Here is a 24,303-nt window from a genome sequence, read left to right on the forward strand (position 1 = left end):
TTCCTGACCCAGTATCTCCGCCCGCATCGCAATCCCCAATCAAGAGACGTCGTTAGCGACGTCGCTATGACCGTCTCTTAAGAGATTATCGCGCTATCAGGCAGGCGGTCCCAATCGGACGGTTACGTCAAAGCCGCATATGAGGAGGGGGATGTTGATGGTCGGAAAGGAACGACCATGACACTCAAGGCCAACAGACCCTCCCAGGAACTCGTCGACGTAGTGGCAGCGCTACGCGGCAAATGGCACGGCAGCTACGCAATGTGCCTTTGCCCGGCCCATGCAGACGGCGAGCCAAGCCTTTCCCTTCGGCAAGGTGACAGAGGGATCATCGTCCACTGCTTCGCGGGGTGCCAACCTGAAGACATCCTTCGTGAACTCCGGCGCGTGAAGCCGTCTCTCGGAACACCTATGCCCGAGTACCGCCAATCAATCGGCACTGCCAATGTCACGAGGCTGTGGGAGCAGGGTTTGGAGATCGCCGGCACTCTCGCCGAGCGTTACCTCCGACTTCGCAAGCTTCCGGTCGATCTTGAAGACCTGCGGTTTCATCCGCGCTGTCCGCACAAACCCAAGCCGCATACCGAGTTCAAGCCGGCGCTGCTTGTGGCCGTGCGAGAGGGCCTGCAGTTGAACGCCATCCAGCGGGTCTTCCTTGATCCCGAGACGGGTTATCGCACCGAGAAGGTGATGCTCGGCAAGCCGGGGCAGGGGGCCTGGAGGCCGCGCCTGAATGGCGCCAAGACGCTGGCGATCGCCGAGGGCATGGAAGATGCCGCCGCGTTCACCGCGATGCACGACATCGTGTGCTGGGCATCGCTCGGTAACGAAAGACTTTCGCTTCTCGCACTCCCGGACGATATCACCGAGCTCATCATCGCCGAGGACAATAACGCCGCGGGCAGGGCAGGGGCCCGCAAGGCCTGGGCCGCCTATCGGCGCGATGGGCTGAAGCTCACACGCAAGACACCGCGACCCTTCGAGGACTGGGCGGAGGCGAACCTGAAGCGATAAAGAAGAGGGGGAGGACTGGTGCTGCAATGGTCAGCATCAGGAGCTCACAGTGACGGACCTCTTCACCCACCAGGATAACGCGCGCAACGTCGCAATCGACAACATAGCCCGCCACATCGCTGCCGGCACCATCACTCGCAAGGCCCTCAACGGCGAAGCGTCGTTCCTCTATGGCGGCGCCAATGCCGACGGTCGCTGGACCCAGCGCGACAGCTTCGAGTTGCTCGAGCAAGGTCTGACCCGGCACGCGCTCACGCTGCCCCGCATCACGGATAGCGCCGCGATCCCATCGCTTTCCGGGCTCGTGAACGCGCTTCCGACGCAGACCGTCCGTAGCGAAGACCAGATCCGCTATCAGCAGTTCTCGACGCCTCTCGATCTCGCCGGGCTAGTGGTACTGCTCGCCCAGGCCAAGCCGAGCGACGGCGTGCTCGAACCCAGCGCCGGCCATGGCAGCCTTGTAGCGCTGCTCCCGGCGGTGAAGTCACTCCACCTGAACGAACTCGATCCCAAGCGCCGCGAGGCCCTGCAGGTGCTCTTTCCTGCAGCCACGATCAGCGGCCACGATGCCGCCTTGCTCAGCGCCACACTCGAAGCCGGGTACGTTCCTTCGCTTGTGCTGATGAACCCGCCATTCTCGCGATCGGAGGGCAGGGGTGTCGACCAATTCGCGGCCGTGCGCCACTTGCGATCGGCGATCTCCCGCCTCGCTCCCGGTGGTCGCGTTGTCGCGATCATGCCTGACTGGTTCACGACCAACGCGGCAATAGGCAAGACCTACGATGCGACTCTCACCGGCTGCAGCGTGGTCGGATCCTACCGGCTCGGCAAATGCTACCACAAGCAGGGCACGAGCGTAGCTGTGCGCATCTACGTCATCGATAAGAAGCCCGGACACGTCCGGCCGACCGTGATCGCTTGCGATAGCGTGGCGCAGCTGCTCGACGCCATCACGATCGTACCCCGCCCGGCAGTTGGCGAAGCGCGCAGGCCGACAGCTTCAGGCTCGGCTAAGCCCAGCTTGTTCAAGGCGATGCGCTCGACCCGCAAGGCGGCGCCGGCGGCGATGATCCCGCCCAAACGCAACGACGTCCGTCCGGTCCGCTTCACCGCGCTCGAGGTGCCACGGCCGCTCGGGCAACAGGCCGGCGTTTACCTGCCCTATCGACCGAGCCGCATCGACCTGCACGACGCCGGCATGCATCCAACCGACCTGGTCGAATCCGTCGCGATGGGATCGATACCGGCACCCGTTCCGCAGTACGAGCCCAAGCTGCACGAGCGCATCGTTAACGAGCGGCGCCTGTCCGAGGCGCAACTCGAAACCATCGTCTACGCCGGCAATGCCTGGATCCAATACCTGCAAGGGCGCTTCGTGCCCGACAAAGACGGCGTCGGGCTCGTCCCCAACGAGGATGGCCGCCAATACCGCAAGGGCTACTTCCTCGGCGACGGCACGGGCGCCGGCAAGGGCCGGCAGGTCGCAGGCTGCATCCTCGACAGCTGGGTCAACGGGCGCAAGCGCAACATCTGGGTGTCGAAGAACGAGGCGCTGCTCGAGGACGCCCGGAGAGACTGGGAAGCGCTCGGCGGCATGTCGGCCGACATCCAACCCCTCTCCACCTGGAAGATCGACGAGAAGATCACGCTGACGCAGGGCATCCTGTTCGTTACCTATCCGACCCTGCGTAGCCAGCGCCAGGACGCGACGCGCCTGCGGCAGATCCTGGAATGGGCAGGGGCCGAATACGACGGCGTGATCGCCTTCGACGAAAGCCACGAGATGGGCGGTGTCGCTGGAGGTGAGGGTGCCCTTGGCAAGACCGCCGGGTCGCAGCAGGGCATCGCTGGGGTCCTCTTGCAGAACCACCTCCCTGACGCCCGAGTGCTCTACGCCTCGGCAACCGGCGCTTCCGACGTCAACAATCTCGCCTACGCAGTAAGGCTTGGCCTGTGGGGACCAGGGACCTCATTCGCCAACCGCGAGAGCTTTATCTCGGAGATTCGCGCCGGTGGAATCGCGGCGATGGAACTCGTCTCACGCGACCTCAAGGCGCTCGGGCTCTACCAGGCTCGCGCGCTCAGCTTCGCCGGAGTTGAATACGACATCCTCAAGCACGAGCTGCGGCCCGACCAAATCGGCATTTACGATGCCTATGCCGATGCGTGGGCGGTGATTCATGGCAGCCAGGAGCGGGCGCTCGCGCTCACCGGGGTCGTCGACGACATATCCGGCAACACGCTTAACAGCGGCGCCAAGGCCGCCGCGCGAAGTCGGTTTGAGAGCTCAAAACAACGCTTTTTCAATCAAGTGCTCCTCTCGATGAAGCTGCCGACCCTGATCGCCGCGATCGACGGGCACATCGCCGAGGAACAATCGGTGGTCATCCAGCTGGTGACCACGGCCGAGAGCATCCTCGATCGCCGGCTGAACGGCCTCAGTCCCGAGGAGCGCGCCCGCCTCGAGGTGGACCTGTCACCGCGCGAGTACATCATGGAGTACCTCGATCGCGCGTTCCCGACGCAGCAGATGAAAACTTACGTCGACGATACCGGCGCCGAGCGCTCCGCGCCAATGTACGATGACGACGGTCGCCCGGTACACAACCAGGAGGCGCTACAGGCCAAGCAGGATCTGATGGAGCAGATCTGCGCGATGCCGCCGATCAAGACCGCGCTCGACGCTCTGATCGAGCACTACGGCACCGACGCGGTGGCCGAAGTCACCGGCAGGACCAAGCGCCTCGTCACGCGATCGGACGGCACCCAGAAGCTGGAAGGTCGCTCGGCGCGCACCAATCAGGCTGAATCCGCGATGTTCATGACCGGCGAGAAGCGCATCCTCGTCTTCAGTGATGCCGGCGGAACCGGACGCTCGTACCATGCGAGCCTCGACGCCAGGAACCAACAGCGCCGGGTCCACATCCTGCTCGAACCCGGTTGGCGCGCCGATCGCGCCATCCAGGGGCTCGGCCGTACCCACCGCACGCATCAGGCGACCACGCCGTTGTTCCGCCCCTGCACGACCGACTGTAAGGGTGAGCTGCGCTTCACCAGCACGATTGCGCGCCGGCTCGACAGCCTTGGCGCGCTTACGCGCGGCCAGCGGCAGACCGGCGGACAGAACCTGTTCGATCCTGCAGACAACTTGGAAAGCGAATACGCCAAGGCTGCGCTCGTGACCTGGTTCGGTCTGCTGCACTCCGGCAAACTGAAGAGCACCAGCCTCGTCGACTTCGAAAGCCGGTCCGGCCTGCAGCTTACGTGTGACGATGGCTGCCTGGTCGAGGACTTGCCGCCGATCACGCGATGGCTCAATCGCATCCTGGCGCTGCCGATCGGCATGCAGAACTCCATTTTCGAAGAGTTCCTGGGTCTAGTCGAGGCCCGCGTGGCGGCCGCGCGCGATGCCGGCACGCTCGACGTAGGCGTCGAGACCGTCGCCGCCGACAAGGCGCGCGTCATCGCCGACGTCGTGCTGCGCACTGATGAGCGTACCGGCGCCACGTCGCACTTGCTCTCGATCGAGATCGAGCGCGCGGTGCGGCCGACGTCACTCGAGCGGATCCTGGGTCTCGCCGAGTTCATCGCCAAGCCGCGGTTCCTGCTCAACACCAAGTCGGGGAAGGTCGCCTTCGCCGAGCGCGCCAGGTCGCTCATGGAAGACAGCGGTCTGCTCATCGAGCGCGTGACGCTGACGCGCCCGACCCGCCACGAGTACAAGATCGCGGCCGACCTTGCGACAAGTGCATGGGAGGAGACCGACATCGAGACGTTCTCGCGCCTCTGGACAGCTGAAGCCGCCGAAGCGGCAGCCAGGACCGAGATCGACACGATCCACCTTGCCACCGGGCTCCTCCTGCCGATCTGGAACTCGCTTCCGCGCGATTACATCGCGGTGCGCCGCGTCGTCGACGCCGAGGGCAGCAGCTGGCTCGGGCGCCTTGTCGACGAAAGCGACGTGCCCGGCATCCTCAAGACGTTCGGTATCGTCAGCGAGTTCCAGGCGTCCCCAACTGCCGTGCTCGCCGCACTTGGCCAGAAGGGCTCAGCCGTGATCGACCGGCCCTGGCCGATGACCATCAAGCGCAGCCTGGTCAACGGTGAGCAGCGGATCGAGCTGGTCGGCGAACTCTACACCCAGTTGGCCTGGCTCAAGTCCCTGGGGTGCTTCACCGAAATCATCCAGTTCAAGACCCGGATCTTCGTGCCGGCAAGTCAGGCAGACGCGATACTCGCGTCGATCCTCAAGGCCGCTTGAAGCGGGAGGAGAGGGGGTAGGGGAGTGGTGTCCCGGCAGAAGAACGGGGCGTCAGAAGGAGTATATCCGGTGCAAGAACTCATCCCCCTCAACAAGCTCCAGCTCTCGGCCAACAACGTGCGCAAGACGCATGACAGCCAGGCGGACGAGCAGCTGTCCCACGACATCGAGGCCCGCGGCCTCCTCCAGAACCTGATCGTCACCAAGGCCAAGAAGCGTGGCCAGTACGACGTGATCGCCGGCGGCCGACGCCTGCGCGCCATGATCATGATCGTCGAGCGCGGCGCATGGGGTGCGGATCGCGCCGTACCGTGCATGCTGCTAGTCGCCAACGACGCCGAGATCGCCGAGACATCGCTCGCCGAGAACTTCCAGCGGCTCGCAATGACGCCGGCCGAGGAATGCCGCGCGTTCCAGCACTTCATCTCGCAGGACGAGGACACCCGGGCCGTCGCCAAGCGGTTCGGCCTGACGACCCGGTTTGTCGAGGGTCGCCTGCGCCTCGCCGCGCTCGCCGAGCCGATCTTCGAAGCGCTCGCCAGCGGTGATCTCTCGCTCGAGATGGCCAAGGCCTATGCCTCGACCGACCAGCACGCAGCGCAACTGCGGGTCTACGAGCAGATGCGCTACTACGGCAACAACCCCGACCAGGTGCGGCGTCTGATCGCGAACGGTAGTACCCGGGGGACAGATGCGATCGCATTGCTTGTCGGCGAGGACGCGTACACCGCCGCTGGCGGCCGCATCGAGCGCGACCTGTTCACCGATGCCTCTGAAGATCGCTGGACGGATCTCGAAATCCTGCAGCAGCTCGCAGCCGCCAAGCTCGAAGCCGAAGCAGCCCGCCTCTGGGAACAGACTGGTCTCGGCACGATCTGGCCGGTGGCCGGCACGTCCAGCTGGCAGGCAGCGCGCCATCTCGGCCTGAACCGGGTCACCCTGCCGCCGGCGCCGCTTACCGAGGAAGCCACCGCGCGCATCAGCGAGATCGAAGCGCGCATCGAGGCCATCTGCACCGAGATGGAAGATCTCGACGAGGAATCGCCCGAAGCGGCCACCCTCAACGAGGAATACGATCGCCTCGACACCGAGATGCAGGAGCTCTCGAACCCGACCGCCGAACTGCCCGACGAATGGAAGGCCGAAGTCGGCCGCTTCCTCATTGTCACCACCAAGGGCGAGATGGTGCTCGAGCCGGATTACCACAGCGAGAAGCATCTGCGCATGGAGCGCGACGAGGACGGCAAGGTCACCGGTGGCAGCTTCGAGACTCCGACTGGTTCCCGGTCGGGATCGTCGCCGGCCAAGCCCTCGGCGCCGGAGGCCACCGGGCCTGGTGGCAAGGCGTACAGCGCCCGCCTGTTCGACGAACTCGCGGTCCAGCGTCGCAACATCCTTGCCGCGTCGCTGCTCGGCGATCCGGGCCTGGCGCTCGACTACGCGATCTTCGCCCTCGCGGACGGGATCCTGCACAGCTACGACAACCGCGGCACGACGATCAAGGCGCCGCGCCCGCAGGATCCGGTACTCGATTCCACCGTGCCCAAGGGCATGGCCGACGAGATCATTGCGGGCGCCTACGAGGCTCTCGACAAGGGGTGGGGCGAGCACAAGAGCGTGGTCGAGCGGTTCAACGCCTTCCGCGATCTGGATGACGATGCCAAGGCCGCGTGGATCGCCTACACCGTCGCGACCTCGATCGAGGCCAAAATGGGGTATGCTTCGGGATACAATCCCATCCACGCCCAGCTTGGCATGCTGCTGGAAATCGAACCCGCGGCAATGTGGCGGCCGACGTCGGAGAACTACTTCGACCGGATCAACAAGGGCAGCATCCTCGAGCTTCTCAAGGACGTCGGGGGCGCCGAACTCTCAAACCGCTACGCCGCGTCGAAGAAGGCGGAGATCTCGGGAAGCTGCGAGAAGCTGTTCGCCGGCGAGGTGATCGTCGAGGACGCCATCAAGGAACGGGCGCTGGCCTGGGTGCCGGCGGCGATGCGCTTCGAACTAGACGAGCCCGACGATCTCGATCCGGAGGCTGAAGGTTCCGAAGATGGCGGTGAGGACGAAGGCGGCGGCGCCGAGGAGCTGACGAATCCGGACGTCAACGACGATCTGGAGGCCGAGGTCACCGACGTCGACGAGACCTACGTCAGCGCCTGACCGACGCGCTCTCCTCCTGATGACAACCTGGGCCCGGGGCGTACCGCCACCGGGCCCTTTTTTCTCATGCCACGAAGGGATTTGCACCATGCGCCGTGGGGGCAAACGCGACATCGCGCAGGAAGTCACGGATATCATTATCGCCAAGATCGAGCAGGGTGTGCTGCCGTGGCGGCGGCCCTGGCGCACGTTCGGGGCTAACGGCCGTCCACTGCGCGCCGGCGGCCAGTCGTACACCGGCATCAATTCCATCCTGCTGTGGGCGATCGCGGATAGCCACGGCTATCGCTCGCGGTTCTGGATGACCCAGCGGCAGGCCGACGAACTTGGCGGCCGCGTCGTCAAAGGGGCGAGGCCCGCGCCCAGCGTCTACTTCAACACCATCCGCAAGGCGCAAGGCCCGACGCTCACCGGCGAGGACGGCGGATCCCGCGTCATCAGGTTCATGCGCTCGTACCTGGTTTTCAACTGCGACCAGATCGAGGGTCTTCCCAATCGGTTTCATCCCGATCCGGTCGAGTTGGTACCGCCTAGCCCATCTGAACACCAGGCCGCGATCGACGCCTTCTTCGCGCCCATTCCGATCGAGCTACGCCAGGGCGGCAGCCGCGCTTTCTATTCACCGGGCGGTGATTACGTCCAAATGCCGCCCAAAGGCGCTTTCATCAGCAGCGATCATCACGCGGCCACGCTCGCACACGAGTATGCCCATGCGACCGGCGCAGCTCACCGGCTAGGGCGGGAGTTTGGCCGCAGGTTCGGTGACAACGCTTACGCGTTCGAGGAGGTCGTGGCCGACATGACATCGGGGATGATCTGCTCCGATCTCGGTTTACCGTGCGAGTTGCACGACAGCCATGCAAGCTACGTCGGGCATTGGATATCGATTCTCAAGGCCGACAAGAGCGCGATCATCACTGCCGCTGCCAAGGCCGAGCAGGCTTACAAATGGCTCGCGGCATGGTCCGCAAATCCAAGGCCCACCACCCAGGAGGACCGCCATGAAGCGCCACTTCCAGCTGCTGCTTGAGGTTTCGGCCGACGATCTAATGATCCTCACCGCCTTCCTCGAGCACGCCTACGATCGGGCACATGCCGATCCGGACCGGATCCCGCGCCCGCTTGCACAGCGCTTGCGCGAAGTTGCGGCGGCAGACCCGACCGATGCCGCCTTTCAGTACCTGGCCATGGTCGCGCAACCCGAGTGGGAAATCGCTGATGTCGCCGGCGACACCCTGACGATCGCGTCGGTTCCCGGCGGCGCCTCGCTCGCCGATACCGTCGAACTGCTCGGACGGCTTGCCCCAAGCTGCCTGGCCGCGGCGTTCGTGTACCAGCCCATTGAAGCGCCCCAGGCCTCGCAAGGGCGTCGCCCTCCACTGAAAAGAGGAGAGGGAAGGGACCATGCATCCAACCAGATGATGGAGGTTTGCATTGTCCTACGACCTGGATTTCCGCTTTCGCCGCGCCCTGCAGCCTGAAGGCCTCACCACCTTCGCGACTTGTATTGCCGCGCTCAACGATGCTGTCAGCGACGCGCAGCGGGCCGGACACGATCCGCAGAGCGATCCGGCCGTGAAGCTGTTTGCCAAACGCCTCACGCGCGTGACCGACGGCTCGATCGAGCACGAGCATCCCGACGATGCCCCGCTGCGCGAAGCGTGCATGGCGCGGCTCGCCGAGCTCAAGCACAAGCCCGCGATCGTCGCGCTCCTGCGAAAGGGCATCGACTATCTTCCCGAGGACCTGCGCGCCTTCAAGCGCGAGGGACAGCGCGCTGTTCGCCAGATCGCAGCAGAGCTCGGCCTTGCGCGCAGTGATTATCGCCTCGATTACATCGCGCCGAACCCCGCGATCGCAGGCGACTATGTCCTGGAAGGATCTGCGTTGTACTTGCGGCTGTCGGTCGAGCGGTTCGGCTCACCGGCGCTGACGTATCGGCATCGCCACTGGAAGAAGCCGGGCAACCAGGTCCGCCACGCAAGCGCGCCCAGCCTCGCTGATATCCCCGCACTCGCACGGCAGATCGCAAGCCATCTGCGGATCGATGTCGCCGGTTCACAGCCAACCTTGATGTAGGAGATTGCCATGGGATGGCTTTCTATGCCGCTCGCCAGCATGGGCGGGCACACAAGCCCCAAGCAGTACCTCGACGCGCAGTTCAATTACGAACGGCACGCTACCGACGATCGGCAGGCTCACGGCTATCGTGTGCTCGAAAGCGCCTGCCCGGGTAACCGGGTCTACTATGCGGCACTCGAGCGTTTCGACGATGGCGTGGCGGGCGAGGTCACCGCTGTGGTCTGCCTCGTGCGCTGGAACCCCAAGGCCGCGGACGGATTCGTGTTCGCGTACAAGGATATGTCAGAAAGCATGGGGCCGCACGAGGCCGATTGCCCGCTACGTGTGCTTGAACGGCTCACGTCGACCAACAACCCGGTTGCACTCGACTGGCGCCGACGGTGCTTCGCCACGATTCGACGCCGATCGCGCAGGCTGCCCGATGGCGCTCTGATCCGCTTTCCCGAACCGATCGCCTTTGGCGACGACACTCGGCACGAGCTGATGCGCGTGCTTCGGCAGGGAAACCGGATCATCCTCACCCGCAGCGATGGCGGCGGCCGCTACCGCGTCAGCAACTTGCTGGACCGCAAGTTCGAGATCGTGCGCGAGCGCAAGATTTCGCCCACCATTTTCACCTGAAAGGCAAAGGCCCCGTGCAGACTGACACCATCCTCGATCCACGGCGCCGGCAGCTATGCAGCCGCAACAACGCCGACCGCCTCGCCCAGCAGATGTGCGAGGAAACCGCTCAGCCGTTCGCTGTGGTGCGTACGACTTGCCGGTTGCAACCCTACCGCGTCGTTAGGGCCGCCGAAGCGAGTCCGCGGGACGCGGTAGAGCTGGAAGTCGTCGCCCTGTGATTATCCGCCGTGATTATTCGTCGATGATTCCGCCAAGATCGGGATCGAGATACCACGACGGCCCTTCCTCGAAATTGGGATCGGCACTGACCAGCGGCCCGTCGGGCTGCGCGGCAACGTAGGGATTGACCATGATCGCCGGCCACGTCTTGGCACGGAACAGGTCCGCCGAGATGATCGTGCGCTTGGCGAGGATTTCCTCGAGCCAGCACAGGACATCGAGCATCTGCACGACGCCGCGTCCCGCCAGCTGATAGTATAGGCAGCGCTGATAGTCATCGCACTGCGTGCCGAGGATCCGCGCAAGCCGCTTTTTGGCGCCGAGCTCTCCCTGGTGGACGCCCTCGACCGCCTCTCGCAACTCGCGGGTCGAATAGTACGCATCGAACGGCTCGATGCCGATCGACGCGTTGGCGGCCATGCGCTTCGCCGGGGTATTGAGCGGGTCGAGCGCTTCATCCCTGAGTTGAATATCGAGGTCGAAGCGGCCAATCTCGAACTTCTTGGTCATACTGCTCTCCTATTGATAAGAACGTAACAAGAACAAGCATCCACTGCAAGAGGCTGTTTGAAGTATGTGGCTAGTACCGCGCGACACCAACGGACTTGGCGGACGCCGCGATATTCCCGGCAGTGTTCGCGACGCCCTGGTGCGCTGGTACACGGGCAAGGGCAGCGATGCCGACCACCGCGCCTCCGTGACCCTCGTCACGATCGCGCGCGAGAACGAGCAATGGATCGCCTGCAACTGCCTTGGCGACACCAGGCCGCCCCCGCTGACAAGTCCGGCTTACCTCTCGGAGGCCGAGACCTATTACTTGCGGCGGCTAACAAGCCGTCCGCTCCATCTGCGCCGGTGCCCATTCTATCTGCCGCAAGCGCCCGATCGCATCCGCGAGCGTCCCGGAGACAGTCTGTTCGAGATCGAGTTTCCGAAAGGCCTGTTCAACGCGCACAAGAAAGCTCCGGAAAAGCTGGCGCAGCAGCCCGACGACGAAGAACCCGACGACCGCAGCCGGCAGGTCTCGATACCGCGGCTCGGCCGACTGCTATGGATGCTGCTCGAAGCAGCCCACACCAACGTCCTGCCGGCGCTGCCGCCGCAAGGCCGGCCCGAACACGGCCTGCGCGACGAGTTCGCCAGGCTCCGCGAGGCCGCCGGCCGCTTCCTGATCGCGCCTCGGATCAAGCTGCAGGATCACCTCTACTTCAACGTGAAGGACTACGAGGCGCGCCGCGTACACGCCCGGCTGCGCAAGGCCGAAGCTCTATGGCCGGGCGACTTCGCGCCGCAGGCCTTCCTGCTCCTGGAAGCGCATGAGATCTCCGGCACTACCGTCCACACCGGGCTCGGTGATCTCAAGATCCGCAACCGCATCCAGCATACTGGCATCGTTCGGGCGAAGGTCGAGCCGCCGTTCATTGTGCTGGCCGTGGTCGGCGAGCATAGCCCGCGCGAAGGCTACCTTCCGCTCCGCGCCTATGCCCAGCCCGTGTTCAAAGGCAACCGCTTCATTCCCGTCGAGCGCGAGGATGAGCGCAGGTTCCTGGATGCGCTGGTCGGCTTCCAGTACCATATGCGCCGCAAGGGCGTGCAGGTCGCGGTGAAGCGGCCCCTGTTCGACATCGTCACCCAGGCCGGCAAAGTGCGGCCCGACGCGATCGTCGCCTTTCTCGACTACCGAACCGGCCTCGAGGCCGACTTCGCCATCCAGCTGCTGCGCGAACGAACACCACGATACCTTGAGATGAAGGCCGAAGAGCGCCGCCGTTTCGAGGAGTATCACCGCACCATCAGCATCGCGACGCATCAACTCGCCGACACTGACCTCCTCGATCGCCTCGAAAGAATGATCGACGAGGCATGATCTTATCTCCAACTTGAGGGCGAGCAGCGCTCGCCATCCAACCAAGGATCACACCATGACCGTTGAAGTTCTCGCGGAACCGAAAGTGAAGGCGGCCCTGGAAAGGCTCGTCGACCTCGCGCGGTCCGACACCGGGCAAAGCGCACGCGCTGCAAACTTTCTCCTGGCATGGTGGAATGGCGATGACTGGGGACATTTCCCCATTGCGGATCTCTTCGGCGTTGATCGGGCGATCGCCGCTGACATGGCCACGATCTTCGCATTCCTTGGTCAACAGCCGGGCGCCATCTATCCTGATGCCTTCGGATACCGGGAGGCGATGGCAGATCTCGTCGAACAATGGCGCACCACCTAGTTGTAGCGGCTCGCAATAATGATCGCTCGGAACTGCAATAAAGACCATTTTCCGGCTCACATTATGTGAGACGCTGGCGATCGGCAGGCGCACGATCGTTGAGACGCAAATCACATTGGGTGCGACGGACGCGAGATGTTCGCCGAGCGGCGAACGATTGCGGACACGTACCCCGCCAGAAAAGGCCATCGGCATGGTGCAAGATGCCACTGGTTTTCTGAACGGGTTTTCTTGTCGTTTTCGACCGCCTCGGGCGGCATCGCGCGACCGCGAGATAACCGCTCGTTTTTCTGGTGCCGGGGGAGTCCGGGATTCCCGTTATTCCATGTGCAGCGGCGAATTTTGGGAAAAGACAATCGGGAACAGATTTCGGGAAAACCGCCCCCTCGCGGACGGCCGTGAGTAGCTTGCCGCCCCGACCGTCCCGTTAGCGGTTCCCAATCGGGAAAGCGTGTAATCAGGGCTGCGGTGCGTGCGGCGCGATTGCGATGCTCGATAGGTCGGTCGCCGTGTCGATCGGCACCCCGGCCTCTTTGCGCTCGGAATAGCGATCGACAAGCTGGGCGGTGTGCGGGCGTAGCAAGATCGTAAAGCGCACCAGCTCCTCCATCACATCGACGATCCGGTCGTAGTAGCTGGACGGCTTCATCCGGCCGGCGTCATCGAACTCGTCGAACGCCTTGGCCACCGACGACTGGTTCGGGATCGTCACCATTCGCATCCAGCGACCCAGCACGCGCAGCGTGTTGACGCTGTTGAACGACTGCGATCCGGCCGACACCTGCATGACGGCGAGCGTTCGGCCCTGTGTCGGTCGCATCCCGCCCATTGACAGGGGTAGATGATCGACTTGCAGCTTCATGATGCCGGTAATCTGGCCGTGCCGCTCGGGGCTGCACCACACATGCGCCTCCGACCACATCGACAGTTCGCGCAGTTCGTGGACGGCCGGGTGATCGTCCCCCGTCACCTGATCGGGCAGCGGCAGCGCCGAGGGATCAAAGATGCGTGTCTCGCACCCGAAGAATTGCAGCAGCCGCGCCGCTTCCTCGACACACAGCCGGGAAAACGACCGCTCGCGCAGAGAGCCGTAGAGCAGCAGGATACGCGGCGGGGGATCACCCGCACCAAGGCCGAAGGCAGGGCGGTCGAGCGCATAGCGCTGGTCGAGCGCGGGCAGGTGATCGGGGTCGGGTAGCTGGCGCAATGGCATCAGAGGGCTTTCACGAGATAGGCGGCAGACGCCGGGCAGAGCGCGGTGAACTCGCGCGAGCTGGCGATCGGCGCCGGGGCCATCGCCCGATCGGCCGCAGCGTAACCACTGGCGGCGAAGAACGGCGCGGCCGTGTTGGTGAGGAGGTGAAGGCGGGCGACGCCCAGCCCGCGGGCGCGGGCTTCAAGCAGGCTGAGCATGACTCGGCCCAAACCGTCGCCGCGCCGATCTGCGACGACCAGGAGCGAGCGGAGCAGGCGATCCGTTCCCTGCCCTTCAAGCCCGCCATAGCCAACCAAGCCGGCGTCATCATCGAACCGGAAGAAGGCCCGGCCGGAGTCGGCCAGATCGGCGACAGGTAGGCCCGAAGCGGCGAGCGCGTCGCGCAGCCCATCCAGATTGTCGGGATCGAGCGCGATGACACGCAGCGGCGTCATGCCATGCTGATCCTGATCGCGAGCGCCGCGAGCGTCACCAGCAGCACCGGGATCGTCAGCGTCGCACCAAGCTTAAAGTAATAGCCCCAGCCGATCCGGATACCCTTCTGCCCGAGAACGTGCAGCCAGAGCAGCGTGGCGAGCGAGCCGATCGGCGTGATCTTGGGGCCGAGGTCGCAACCGATCACGTTGGCGTAGATCATCGCTTCCTTGATCGCGCCCGTGGCGTGCGTCGCGTCGATCGACAGCGCACCTACCAGCACCGTCGGCATGTTGTTCATCACCGATGACAACAGCGCGGCGATGATCCCGGTGCCGAACGCCGCGCCCCATACGCCGCCTTGCGCGGTGCGATCGAGCAGACCGGCAAGATGATCGGTCAGCCCCGCGTTTCGCAGGCCATAGACGACTAGGTACATGCCGAGGGAGAAGATCACGACTTGCCACGGCGCGCCGGCCAGCACCTTGCGCGTCTGAATGACATGGCCGCGCGCGGCGATGACGAACAGGAGGACCGCGCCGGCAGCGGCGACGGCGCTAACCGGCACGCCGATAGGTTCGAGCAGGAAGAAGCCGGCGAGCAGCAGTGCGAGGACGATCCAGCCCGCCTTGAACGTGGCACGATCGCGGATCGCTTCAGCGGGCGCGCGGAGCTGCGCCACGTCATAGCTCGCCGGTATGTCGCGCCGGAAGAACAGCAGCAGCGCGATCAGCGTCGCGGCGATCGACGCCAGATCGACCGGCACCATCACCGAGGCATAATCGGCAAAGCCGATCCGGAAGAAGTCGGCCGACACGATGTTGACGAGGTTGGAGACAATCAGGGGCAGGCTGGCGGAATCGGCGATGAACCCCGCCGCCATGACGAACGCCAGCGTCGCCTTGTCCTTGTATCCCAGCGCGCGCAGCATCGCGATGACGATCGGCGTCAGGATCAGCGCCGCGCCGTCATTGGCGAACAATGCCGACACCGCCGCGCCGAGCAGAACGATCAGCACGAACAACCGACGACCATGCCCCCCGCCCCAGCGCGCGACATGGAGCGCCGCCCATTCGAAGAGCCCGGCTTCATCGAGCAACAGGCTGACGATGATAATCGCAACGAAGGTCGCGGTCGCGTTCCAGACAATACCCCACACCACCGGCACGTCGGAGAGCGAGACGACCCCGACGAGCAGCGCAACACCCGCGCCGCCCAGCGCGCTCCAGCCAATGCCCAAGCCCTTGGGTTGCCAGATGACGAGCGCGATTGTGACGACGAAGATAGCGAGCGCGAGCAGCATCAGGCGATGCGCTGACCTGAGGCGTCCACGACCTGTTCGCCGTCTTCCTTGGCAAACGCGCCTTGTTGAGCCTCAGGCAGCAGATCGAGGACCGCTTCGGACGGTCGGCACAGCTTCACGCCGAGGGGTGAGACGACCAGCGGCCGGTTGATGAGGATCGGATGCGCCATCATCGCGTCCACCAGCGCGTTGTCGGACAGCGCATCGTCACCAAGCCCCAGCTCCGCATAGGGCGTGCCCTTCTGACGGAGCAGACCGCGGGGCGTGATCCCGGCGCGGTCGATTAGTTCGACCAGCAGCGCGCGCGAGGGTGGGGTTTTTAAATATTCGATGACGTGCGGCTCGATGCCGGCATTGCGGATCATCGCCAGCGTGTTGCGCGACGTGCCGCACTCGGGGTTGTGATAGATCATGATATCGACGGTCACGGAGCGTCCTTTCAGCAGCACGGGGTGAGTTCGGCCAGGAGCGGCGCGCACACTTCAGGCGAGCCGGCGCAGCAATCCTTGACGAGGAACAGCGTCAGCGCGCGCAATCCGTCCAGATCCGCACGGTAGATGATCGAGCGACTATGGCGTTCGGAGCGGACCAAGCCGGCGCGGGCGAGGATGCCGAGATGGGCCGACATGGTATTCTGCGGCACGTTGAGCTGGCGGGCGATTTCGCCAGCGGCCAGACCAGCAGGTTCGTGACGGACGAGCAGGCGGAACACGTCAAGGCGTGTTCCCTGCGCGAGCGCGCCCAGGACGGAGATTGCTAATTCGCTTTCCATATATCTAGCATAGAGGATATACTGCGGGGCGCTACCCCTTTCGGGGTGTCGCAGTGACCGAATGCTTCTCAGAACACACTCGTGGACGGGTTTTGGGAAAGCTTATGCCTTCGCGCTTCACCATCCTTTTCGAGAAAGCGCAGGGCACCTCGATCGCCATTCGCGAGCAGAGAGATCAACATTCTGCGTCCGTCGCACCGATCGCGGGGTGCGTCTCAACGATCGTGCGCCTGCCGCGTCGATCTGTCTCACGCAATGTGAGCCGCCAACTGCACTCTATTGCAGTTCGGGGCGATCATCATTGCAAGCCGCTACACCTAGGCCGTCGAAGCACGCAGGCGCTCTCGTCGGCTCGGCTCAAGGGCTCTGGACCATCACGCGCATCACTTGCGTACAACGCAAGGGCCGAACCCTGCTTCGCACTTGCAGCATAACGAAATGGTCAGCATACAGGACATGCCTTTCAGGCATCCTCTCCCAAACTTTTCATAGGCTGGCCTTCGCGCCAGCCTTTTTTTTGCAAAAAGCCCTAGGTCTCAGGCGAAACACGCCTGCGCGCTACTCGTTAGCGGAGGGGCAAAAGCGGAGCAGGTCTGCCCATGGCAGACGTGTTCTCGACCAGTGCCGCCCGACAGGAGTGATCGATGTCAATGAGCTGCACAAAGCTGGTAGATTTTGCCAGCGCCGGCCTGGGCCTACTGGCGCTCGCTGGCTGCACCGCTCCCGTGCCTGCACACGATCAAACGGTGCAGGCGGCGGCCGCGCCAGCGCTGACGCCCGGACTATGCGATGCCGCGGCTGCACAGAGGCTCATCGGCAAGGCCAAGCCAAGCGAGGCCGACGCGATGCGCCTCACCGGTGCAAGCCTGGTTCGTCAGATCCGTCCTGGCGACGCGGTGACCCACGACTTGCGCGACAATCGCGTCACCGTCGAGACAGACCCGGCCTCCGGCCGTGTCACCAATGCGATTTGCGGATAGCAGGCTCCAGGAGCGCCGGAGAGAAGAGGGATGGGGGTGACGAACTCACACAGGAGATCGTCATGCAGAAGTTTGCCTCCATGCCCCGCCCGCAATCGTCCATCTGGGATAGGATCCAGGAGGCTGAAGAGATCCTCCCCGGCATCTGGTCGGTGTCGACAGCCTCGCACGGCGGCCTGATCCTGTCGGGCGAGCGTCAGGAAGCGATGCCCGACGCCCTCAGGATCGAGGGAGCATCATACGAGGAGGATGTAAACTGGTCGCACGTCGTCGTCGCGTTCGACGCCGAGTTCCGCGCACACTCCAAACTGCCGGCGGCGTACCTCGATCTCGCGCGCGATTGCGTTCGGTGCTGGCACCCCGACGCCTTCACCGCATACACCGGTGAGCCCGTGACCGAGGAGGAATCTTACATCCTCAAACGACGCCGAGCCTATCAGGCCTGCATTGGCGAACTGTGCGTGACCGCCGCATGGGGAAGCTGGGCAGACTGGGTGCCTGAAGGCAAGACTGGCGTCGTCGGATCCGTGGTCCGGTCCGTCGACCATCTTGGCCACGCCACATACGACGGCACACGCCAGTACGCGCTGGTCGACGCTGGGGCCTACGAGGCCCGGTCCGACCCGGCCTCCTTCGCGAGCCTGGAAGCCCAGATGATCGACTGCCCGACGGGCATGACCCCCTGAGGTGATCGCCATGATCGAGATCATCCTGGGCCTGCCTCACCTGAGGCAGGGCCCTATCCTGCGCCGCGCGCTGACGCTCAAGGCACCCGTACTCATATCGGCAAGTGCGCTGGCGCGTTGGCGCACAATCAACGGTTGCCGCCGGTGGGAAGGTTGGGACTACCCGCAGCTACGGAATCTGCCCGCCACAGCCGACGCCATTCTCGACTGCGGCGGCTTCACCAGCCACGTCGTCTACGGCGGCTTCCCGTGGTCGATCAATGATTACATCGAGCTCGCCCGCGCCCATCCGTTCCGTCAGTTCGCGAGCTTTGACTATCCATGCGAGGCCGAGATAGCCGCCGACGACGCGGCGGTGAAGGAGCGCCTTTCGCGCACGATCGGCGCCAACCGGGAAACTCGCCGCCGCGCTGAGGACGCTGGCATCGCTGACAGGTTCATGCCCGTGCTTCAGGGCCGGCGACCCGCCGACTATGAGCGCTGCGCGGACGCACTTGCGTGGTCCATGGTCCCTGGTCGCACGATCGGGGTCGGCTCAATGTGCCGGCGCGAGGTGCGAGGTCCCGAAGGCCTGATTGCCGTTGTCGAACACCTCGATCGGATTCTTCCCGTCGGCGTCAAACTGCATTGCTTCGGCGTGAAGGGCTCGGCCCTGCCGTTCCTGCGGCCGTTCGAGCAGCGGGTCGCCAGCATCGATTCACAAGCCTACGGGGTGGCTGCGAGGCGAGACGCCTTGCGCCTCGGCGTCTCGAAGACGGACGCGATCGTGGCCGAGCACATGACGCGGTGGTTTTTGCGCCAGCGGCGCGCCGCCTCTGGCCCGCCGCGCCGGCTTCCGCCCGTACCTCGGCCAAGGCCGAAATTGCCGCCATGCGACCCCTGGGAAGCCGCGATCGCCAAGGCCCGCGAGGAAATAGGCGCGCTGATCGAAACCTCAGACCTGGATCACGACGAACTCACCGAGTGCTGGGTCGAGCAATGGGCCGCCGACATCTACGCCGATCGACGCCAGGCAGCGTGAGAAAGACGAGGGGGAGGGAGGATCCGAGCACGTCCAACATGCGACGTGGAGCATCTGGAGCCTCCTTATGGACCAGCACACCCTCGATGTCACAGACCCCGCGACCTGGCTAACCCGAGGCCGCAATCCGGCCGAGGCGGCCGCCCTTGCGAAGGCGTGGCGCGACTATCCCGACCTGCATGCTGACGCGCCTGCGGACCGCCGCATGGCCCGCACGCGAGAGCGCACGATCGCTATGCGGCCGATCTTCGAGGCCATGCAGCAACGCACCGAGGCCGAACGCCAGGCCAACAACTTCGCCTTCATGCAGCGCAAGATCGAACAGGGCGAGGCGAACGCCCAGGACCGAGCCATCGTGCGTGGCCGGGATGAACATGGCTACGATTGGGATTGCGCGGTGCAGTATGCGCAAGGGTGGTATGCCGCCGTTGCGGGGTGGGAACATCGCGGGGTTATCTCGCTGCGCGGTGCATCATCAGCCCGGCTGCTGGCTGCCTACGATCATGGCTTTGCCCGAGGCGGCGGCGATACCGACGACCTCTTCGACGCGGCACGCCGCGCGAACATCGCGGCCGTCGACACGACCTGTAGCTCCAGCGAACGTGCGCCCGCCAGCGGCAAGCTGAAGCCGAGCGCGTGGCCGATGCCGCAGGACGGGAACCGCCCGGTCTCCTGGAAACGACGCGCGGTCATTCTGACGGACAGCGACCTGCAGCCGCCGCCCGGCCGCAACGGCAGACCATGCCGCCGTCCACCGGCGATCGAGTTGGTACGGGAGCGTTCGTCGGGGCAGGCGACGATGATTGTCCTCAGCGCCGCACGCGGCTTCGTCGCGAGCGATGCTTGCCAGATCGCCACGGCCCCGATGACGAGCGCCCAGGCCGACAATCTGATCGCCGATGCCACGCAGGGCGAGACCTTGCGTGGCCTGCTCGCCGGTCGCGATATCGACGACCTCCTGGTGACCGCTCAAGGCGAGTACCTGCGTGTCCTCGATGCCGTCGGCGAGGCGCTCCCGGTGCTGCGCACCATGGAGCGCACGCGCAATACGCCGCTGCAGCAGCGCGCGCACCTCGACATCTGGCTAAGCCGCGGCCGCCTGCCCGGCCAGAACATGGGTGCCGGCCACATCCGCTGGAGCAAGGCCGCGAAGGGGCTGACCGCCAAGCTCGGTGAGTTCACGGCACGGTACGCCGGTCCCGCTCCCGATCGAGGCCACCTCATCGAGGTGAACCTCGATAATGGCGCCCCGGCCGAAGGTTTCGTCACGGCCGACAACACGCCGCTCGCGGCCGAGATCCGCATCTCCAGCAAGGCGAAGCTGCGCCAGGAGATGGCCCGCGCCTTACGCAGCTTTGGCGGTGCAACCCGTCTCGGCACCCGCCTTCCACTCTGAACCGGGCCGGCTTCGCCGAGCCCGGCGGCGCCGCGCGCCACTCCATCACCGAAGGAAACACTGATGAAAATCCAGCTGCACAAACTGAAGCTCTCGCCGGCGCTCTCGCAGGAGACCACGGCCTACACGGCGGTGATCCTTGTCGATGGACGTGCCGCGTTTCACGCCAGCAACCATGGGCACGGCGCTGCCGATCATTTTCATTCCGTGCAAGACTATGACGGCCCTGACCTCGCAACTGTCAATCAGTGGCTCGCTGCCAACGAACCGCCCAGCGAGCCGCTCGAGGCCGACCCTGCGAAGCGCAGCCCCTTCGATTGCGGGCACGCCTGCGACCTGGAGTTACTCGTCGCCCGGTTGATCGACCGGCACCAGGCCGAGAAGCAGCTCAGCCGTCTCCTGAAGGCCAGCATTCTGCGGATCGGCGAGGACGAACAGATCTACAAGCTGAAGATGAAGCCGTCCGAGGCCGGCATTGCCGCTGTGCGGGAAACCCATCCAGTCTGGGTAATCGTCAACGGCGGATCGCCTGAGATCATCCGCCGTGCGTTGAGGATCCTGAGCGGCGCTCACGAGGTCGAGGAAGGGGTCTACACTCGCCAGCGCGAGAACCGTCTCACTCTTGAAGACGCCCGCTGGCTGCGCGCGCGCAATGAAGCCTCGGGGCAACCCTGTCCTGATCTTCACAGGCACCTGACGGAGGTCATCGAACGGCAAGAAGCAGCACTCGCGCGCTATCGCGCCCAGCGCGAAGCCGAGCGCAGGATCCGCGCCGCCGGCCCGCTGACAGCGCCGGGACGCTCGAAATGAGCCGCGCCGCGCCAACCCTTCCGAGACCAGGCCAACAGGCGCCGCATATGGAACGGGTCCGGATGCTGGTGCTGAGCACCGCTCACCTTAGCGAACCCACGGCCTTGGACTGGATCCCGGTCTGCCCTTGGTCCTGCTTCGAGAAGGGCGAGTATGGGTGGTTCATGTACGTCTGCGACGACGTCGGGATCACGGAGGAGGCCGGCGTGCCGCTCGAAGTGCGCTCTGCAATCCATGTCGCCAAGCGTGAAGGCTGCGAATGGATCATGTGGGACCGCGATGCGCCGTGCATCGAGGAGCTCCCCCAGTACGAGTGGGGCGTCTCACTGTCGGGTTCGCCGGCGTGACCCCGCCCCCGTCGGAAACGCGGCGCGGACCATCCCGACCACGTCGATCGCCCGAATATCTCCATCTCCCGCGCCCGCCGAGCGTCCTCTCCTACGGCGTCGGTGTCGATTCCACTGCAATGCTGATCGAACTCGTGAGCCAGGGCCGCAAACCCGATCTCGTGCTGACAGCCGACCCCGGCGCCGAGAAGCCCGAAACTTATGCGTACCTGGATATGATGCGTGGATGGATGGCGAACCACGATATCGAGTTCCACGTTGTTCGCTACGTCACCAAGCGCTTCAAGAACTATCCGCCTTACAATGACCTGGCCGGTTCACTCCTGACGAACGGCTGCCTGCCGAGCATAGCTTTTGGTCGGAGCAGCTGCAGCCTGAAGTACAAGGCCGCCCCGCAGGAGGCCTTCATAAAGACCTGGCAGCCGGCGATTGACGCCTGGGCACGAGGCGAGAAGGTCATTCGCTACATTGGCTACGATGCCTCAAAGCGCGATGGCCAGCGCTACGCCCACGCGGCGACGATCGAGGATCCCCTCTTCGATAACAGCTACCCTTTAAGAGAATGGCTCTGGGACCGCGACGCATGCGAGAATCGCATCCGCGCCGAAGGCCTGCCCGTACCGCCAAAGTCCAGCTGCGTGTTCTGCACCGCGATGAAGCCCGACGAGGTGCGCGCTCTGCCTGAATACTGGTTGCGCATGATCGTACTAATCGAGGCCCGCGCCGCTCCGCGTCTCAGGACCGTCGAGGGCCTGTGGCGCCGATCGACTAAGTCGAAACCAGGGCGAATGACCAACTTCATCCGTGCAGAGCGGCTGCTCCCCGAGGCCGAAATAGACCGGATCATCGCATCGGCGCCAACGTCGTTGGTGCGCTTCCAGGAAGCGGCCGCTCAAGAGCCGCTGGACACCAGACCCACCCTCGAGACCTGGCTCGAGCGCTTCCACGCCATCTCACCTGAAGGAGGCACCAATGCCAAAGCAAGCCTTGAACCGCTGGATGCCCAGCAATGTCGCCGAGCTGCGTGACGCGCTGGCCGAGATCCTGACGGACATCGCCTGTGAGGGTGCCGATCCCGACACCGTCTACGTCGACGTGCGCGATATCGCGCTGGTCCGCGAAACTCTTACGGACGGCTCCGCCGTCTTCAACATCGTGATGCGTGAGAGCCTGCCCGTTCGGGACGCCCATGTTTCCACCAGCAAGGCCGCCGCCTTCGTAAGCCAGGTCGCTGCCCACCGCCCCGGATACGACACCTATGTAGATGATTTCGACTACATCACGGAGCTTCGCACCATCATAGAACAGGCGCGGCGGCTGATTTCATCGCCTCTCTCGCCAGCATCAGCGTTCCTACCGGAACGCGAAAATGCGCTGGCCGAACACCCTGCGGATTTCAGGGATCGAAGAGGAGCGGGGGAGGGGGCGAGCGAAATTGCTGAAAGGAACGGCCATGCTCGCAACCCAACACAATCCGACCGAGACAATCGCCCGCCTGAATGATCGTGTCCGCCAAGGCCTGGACCGAACCGCCAAGGTGGTAATGACCTCGAACCTTCTGGCGCACTTGTCCGATGGCACCGGGCCGAGCAGGATCCTGGCTCAAGCCAAGGTGCTGAAGGCCTTGCGCAACTGCACCTTCAGCCCGGACTCTCCGGAACGCGACTTCGCCCGCTTCGAAGTGGACGGGCTCAACGTCCTGATGAAGATCGACTACTTCGATCTTGAGCTCGAGTACGGATCGGAAAATCCCGCTGACGCTTCGGTGACCTGCCGCGTGCTAACCATCATGGCCCCGGAGGACTACTGATGCGCCGGCTCAAACCTGCCAAGCCGCATGCAAAGCGCCAGATAGACGAGGCGTTGCAACTCATGCGGCTAGCCCGCAAACTGCTACGAGAAGCCGGAGCCCCCAGAGCCACGCAAAAGATCGGCGTCGCGATCAACAGCGCGGAGGGCGCCCTCCGGCATTGCGAACGTAGACCGATGATCTCGGAGCCATAAGCCATGAACCAGACCGCCGCCCTCGCTCTGCCGACCGCCAACCTCACTCAAACCTTAGCGATCGAGGCCGGTATACCTCGCCGGTGATCGCCGACTGCGGCATGCACACGCTCGAACTCCTGATCGAACCGAATGTGGACCTGGATTCCACCTTCGTTGCCTATGACCGGGACGAGAACGCCTGGTTGAAAGTCAATGGCTGGCTCTTCGACTTCAGCCCTGACTTGCCCGGCGCCGCGGCTCCGTAACAGCTGCGGCCGCTTCTTCCTGGTCGGCGCGAACGATCCGTTGCTTCAGCTTCGCGCTGGCGCGGAACGTCATGACGCGGCGCGGCTCGATCGCATGCTCATCGCCCGTCTTGGGGTTGCGCCCGATGCGCTCCGACTTGTCGCGCAGGAGAAACGACCCAAAGCCGCTGATCTTCATGTTCTCCCCGCGCGCCATGGCCGAGCACATATGCTCCAGGATCGAACAGACCATCTCGAGCGCCTCACGATTGTTTAGCCCAACCTCGCGCTGAATCGCTTCCGCGATCGCCGCCCGAGTAAGAGTTTGGTCTCGCCGCATCGCCGTAACTGCCCCCTTTTGACCTAACTTATGATAATACGTAGCTTCCCGTGACGATAGTGCAGCCGACCATTATCCCCGCTGCAGCGCCCATCGCAATTACTTCGCACCGTCACCCAAGCCGTGACGCCTCGCCTGATCGGCGTGGCGGCTACGCGCGTTCGCGCGGGCCGGGCCGGAAGGGCCCGGGGGAGGAGGGGGA

General features: G+C 64.4%; 27 protein-coding genes. 20 read left to right on the forward strand and 7 right to left on the reverse strand.

Features of this window, described 5'->3' with window-relative positions; genetic code table 11:
* The first annotated feature begins 177 nt into the window (after positions 1–177).
* The 8 genes from GVL61_RS23100 (at position 178) to GVL61_RS23135 (ending at position 10,362) form a co-directional block, all read left to right on the forward strand.
* Positions 178–1,014 (forward strand): toprim domain-containing protein, encoded by an 837-nt coding sequence (locus tag GVL61_RS23100; protein ID WP_159983398.1) that lies wholly within the window; start codon positions 178–180, stop codon positions 1,012–1,014.
* A 49-nt stretch (positions 1,015–1,063) separates the two neighbouring features.
* Positions 1,064–5,275, forward strand: a complete 4,212-nt coding sequence (locus GVL61_RS23105) for a strawberry notch family protein (protein WP_159983400.1) — start codon at positions 1,064–1,066, stop codon at positions 5,273–5,275.
* A gap of 69 nt (positions 5,276–5,344) precedes the next feature.
* Positions 5,345–7,438: a ParB/RepB/Spo0J family partition protein gene (locus GVL61_RS23110; protein WP_159983402.1), complete on the forward strand. Its 2,094-nt coding sequence runs from the start codon at positions 5,345–5,347 to the stop codon at positions 7,436–7,438.
* A gap of 88 nt (positions 7,439–7,526) precedes the next feature.
* Complete coding sequence (locus GVL61_RS23115; RefSeq protein ID WP_159983404.1) at positions 7,527–8,468, forward strand: ArdC family protein; 942 nt, start codon at positions 7,527–7,529, stop codon at positions 8,466–8,468.
* Positions 8,440–8,919 carry a hypothetical protein gene (locus GVL61_RS23120; protein WP_159983406.1) on the forward strand — a complete coding sequence of 160 codons (480 nt, stop codon included), beginning with the start codon at positions 8,440–8,442 and terminating at the stop codon, positions 8,917–8,919. Before GVL61_RS23115 ends, GVL61_RS23120 begins: the two co-directional genes overlap by 29 nt.
* The gene (locus tag GVL61_RS23125; RefSeq protein ID WP_159983408.1) at positions 8,873–9,517 is read left to right on the forward strand and encodes a hypothetical protein; all 645 of its coding nucleotides are present in this window, start codon (positions 8,873–8,875) and stop codon (positions 9,515–9,517) included. The genes GVL61_RS23120 and GVL61_RS23125 overlap by 47 nt, the downstream gene beginning before the upstream one ends.
* 24 nt (positions 9,518–9,541) lie before the next feature.
* Positions 9,542–10,141 (forward strand): hypothetical protein, encoded by a 600-nt coding sequence (locus GVL61_RS23130; protein WP_235037870.1) that lies wholly within the window; start codon positions 9,542–9,544, stop codon positions 10,139–10,141.
* Positions 10,142–10,155: 14 nt separating this feature from the next.
* Complete coding sequence (locus tag GVL61_RS23135) at positions 10,156–10,362, forward strand: hypothetical protein (protein ID WP_159983412.1); 207 nt, start codon at positions 10,156–10,158, stop codon at positions 10,360–10,362.
* A gap of 13 nt (positions 10,363–10,375) precedes the next feature.
* Here the strand turns inward: GVL61_RS23135 and GVL61_RS23140 are convergent, their stop codons facing one another.
* On the reverse strand, positions 10,376–10,873 hold the full coding sequence (locus tag GVL61_RS23140; RefSeq protein ID WP_159983414.1) for a hypothetical protein: 498 nt from the start codon (positions 10,871–10,873) through the stop codon (positions 10,376–10,378).
* 64 nt (positions 10,874–10,937) lie between these two features.
* On the opposite strand from GVL61_RS23140, the gene GVL61_RS23145 reads away from it, so the two are divergent.
* A complete protein-coding gene (locus GVL61_RS23145; RefSeq protein WP_159983416.1) occupies positions 10,938–12,230 on the forward strand; it encodes a hypothetical protein in 1,293 nt (430 codons plus the stop codon).
* 55 nt (positions 12,231–12,285) lie between these two features.
* Complete coding sequence (locus tag GVL61_RS23150; protein ID WP_159983418.1) at positions 12,286–12,585, forward strand: hypothetical protein; 300 nt, start codon at positions 12,286–12,288, stop codon at positions 12,583–12,585.
* A gap of 457 nt (positions 12,586–13,042) precedes the next feature.
* Here GVL61_RS23150 and arsH read toward each other — a convergent pair whose 3' ends face one another.
* Genes arsH through GVL61_RS23175 form a run of 5 tightly spaced genes read right to left on the reverse strand, consistent with a single transcriptional unit; the run spans position 13,043 to position 16,290 of the window.
* On the reverse strand, positions 13,043–13,798 hold the full coding sequence (arsH, locus tag GVL61_RS23155) for an arsenical resistance protein ArsH (RefSeq protein WP_159983428.1): 756 nt from the start codon (positions 13,796–13,798) through the stop codon (positions 13,043–13,045).
* Positions 13,798–14,235 carry an arsenic resistance N-acetyltransferase ArsN2 gene (gene arsN2, locus GVL61_RS23160; protein WP_159983430.1) on the reverse strand — a complete coding sequence of 146 codons (438 nt, stop codon included), beginning with the start codon at positions 14,233–14,235 and terminating at the stop codon, positions 13,798–13,800. The genes arsH and arsN2 overlap by 1 nt, the downstream gene beginning before the upstream one ends.
* Positions 14,232–15,518: an arsenic transporter gene (locus GVL61_RS23165; RefSeq protein ID WP_159983432.1), complete on the reverse strand. Its 1,287-nt coding sequence runs from the start codon at positions 15,516–15,518 to the stop codon at positions 14,232–14,234. Before GVL61_RS23165 ends, arsN2 begins: the two co-directional genes overlap by 4 nt.
* Positions 15,518–15,946, reverse strand: coding sequence for an arsenate reductase (glutaredoxin) (gene arsC / locus GVL61_RS23170; RefSeq protein ID WP_200844928.1), 429 nt, complete (start codon positions 15,944–15,946; stop codon positions 15,518–15,520). Before arsC ends, GVL61_RS23165 begins: the two co-directional genes overlap by 1 nt.
* 11 nt (positions 15,947–15,957) lie before the next feature.
* Positions 15,958–16,290: a helix-turn-helix transcriptional regulator gene (locus tag GVL61_RS23175; RefSeq protein WP_159983434.1), complete on the reverse strand. Its 333-nt coding sequence runs from the start codon at positions 16,288–16,290 to the stop codon at positions 15,958–15,960.
* A gap of 644 nt (positions 16,291–16,934) precedes the next feature.
* Here GVL61_RS23175 and GVL61_RS23180 point away from each other — a divergent pair.
* The 10 genes from GVL61_RS23180 to GVL61_RS23225 all read left to right on the forward strand — a co-directional run bounded on the left by GVL61_RS23180 (position 16,935) and on the right by GVL61_RS23225 (position 23,782).
* Positions 16,935–17,270 carry an I78 family peptidase inhibitor gene (locus tag GVL61_RS23180; protein WP_200844929.1) on the forward strand — a complete coding sequence of 112 codons (336 nt, stop codon included), beginning with the start codon at positions 16,935–16,937 and terminating at the stop codon, positions 17,268–17,270.
* 62 nt (positions 17,271–17,332) lie between these two features.
* Positions 17,333–17,956, forward strand: coding sequence for a hypothetical protein (locus GVL61_RS23185; RefSeq protein ID WP_235037871.1), 624 nt, complete (start codon positions 17,333–17,335; stop codon positions 17,954–17,956).
* Between the two features lie 10 nt (positions 17,957–17,966).
* Positions 17,967–18,977, forward strand: a complete 1,011-nt coding sequence (locus GVL61_RS23190; RefSeq protein WP_159983436.1) for a hypothetical protein — start codon at positions 17,967–17,969, stop codon at positions 18,975–18,977.
* Between the two features lie 67 nt (positions 18,978–19,044).
* The gene (locus GVL61_RS23195; RefSeq protein ID WP_159983438.1) at positions 19,045–20,373 is read left to right on the forward strand and encodes a hypothetical protein; all 1,329 of its coding nucleotides are present in this window, start codon (positions 19,045–19,047) and stop codon (positions 20,371–20,373) included.
* Positions 20,374–20,436: 63 nt separating this feature from the next.
* Positions 20,437–21,183, forward strand: coding sequence for a hypothetical protein (locus GVL61_RS23200; RefSeq protein WP_159983439.1), 747 nt, complete (start codon positions 20,437–20,439; stop codon positions 21,181–21,183).
* 47 nt (positions 21,184–21,230) lie between these two features.
* A complete protein-coding gene (locus tag GVL61_RS23205; protein ID WP_159983441.1) occupies positions 21,231–21,530 on the forward strand; it encodes a hypothetical protein in 300 nt (99 codons plus the stop codon).
* A gap of 119 nt (positions 21,531–21,649) precedes the next feature.
* Positions 21,650–22,558 carry a hypothetical protein gene (locus GVL61_RS23210; RefSeq protein ID WP_159983443.1) on the forward strand — a complete coding sequence of 303 codons (909 nt, stop codon included), beginning with the start codon at positions 21,650–21,652 and terminating at the stop codon, positions 22,556–22,558.
* On the forward strand, positions 22,503–23,033 hold the full coding sequence (locus tag GVL61_RS23215; protein WP_159983445.1) for a hypothetical protein: 531 nt from the start codon (positions 22,503–22,505) through the stop codon (positions 23,031–23,033). Before GVL61_RS23210 ends, GVL61_RS23215 begins: the two co-directional genes overlap by 56 nt.
* Positions 23,034–23,073: 40 nt before the next feature.
* Positions 23,074–23,340, forward strand: a complete 267-nt coding sequence (locus GVL61_RS23220) for a DUF3768 domain-containing protein (RefSeq protein WP_368667149.1) — start codon at positions 23,074–23,076, stop codon at positions 23,338–23,340.
* Between the two features lie 277 nt (positions 23,341–23,617).
* The gene (locus GVL61_RS23225; protein ID WP_159983449.1) at positions 23,618–23,782 is read left to right on the forward strand and encodes a hypothetical protein; all 165 of its coding nucleotides are present in this window, start codon (positions 23,618–23,620) and stop codon (positions 23,780–23,782) included.
* On the opposite strand, the gene GVL61_RS23230 is transcribed toward GVL61_RS23225, so the two are convergent.
* Positions 23,748–24,101 carry an integration host factor subunit alpha gene (locus tag GVL61_RS23230; RefSeq protein ID WP_159983451.1) on the reverse strand — a complete coding sequence of 118 codons (354 nt, stop codon included), beginning with the start codon at positions 24,099–24,101 and terminating at the stop codon, positions 23,748–23,750. The two genes, GVL61_RS23225 and GVL61_RS23230, sit on opposite strands and share 35 nt — an antisense overlap.
* Positions 24,102–24,303: the final 202 nt, after the last annotated feature.

Source organism: Novosphingobium sp. 18050 (assembly GCF_902706195.1).
In the GTDB taxonomy this organism is placed as follows: Bacteria; Pseudomonadota; Alphaproteobacteria; order Sphingomonadales; family Sphingomonadaceae; genus Novosphingobium.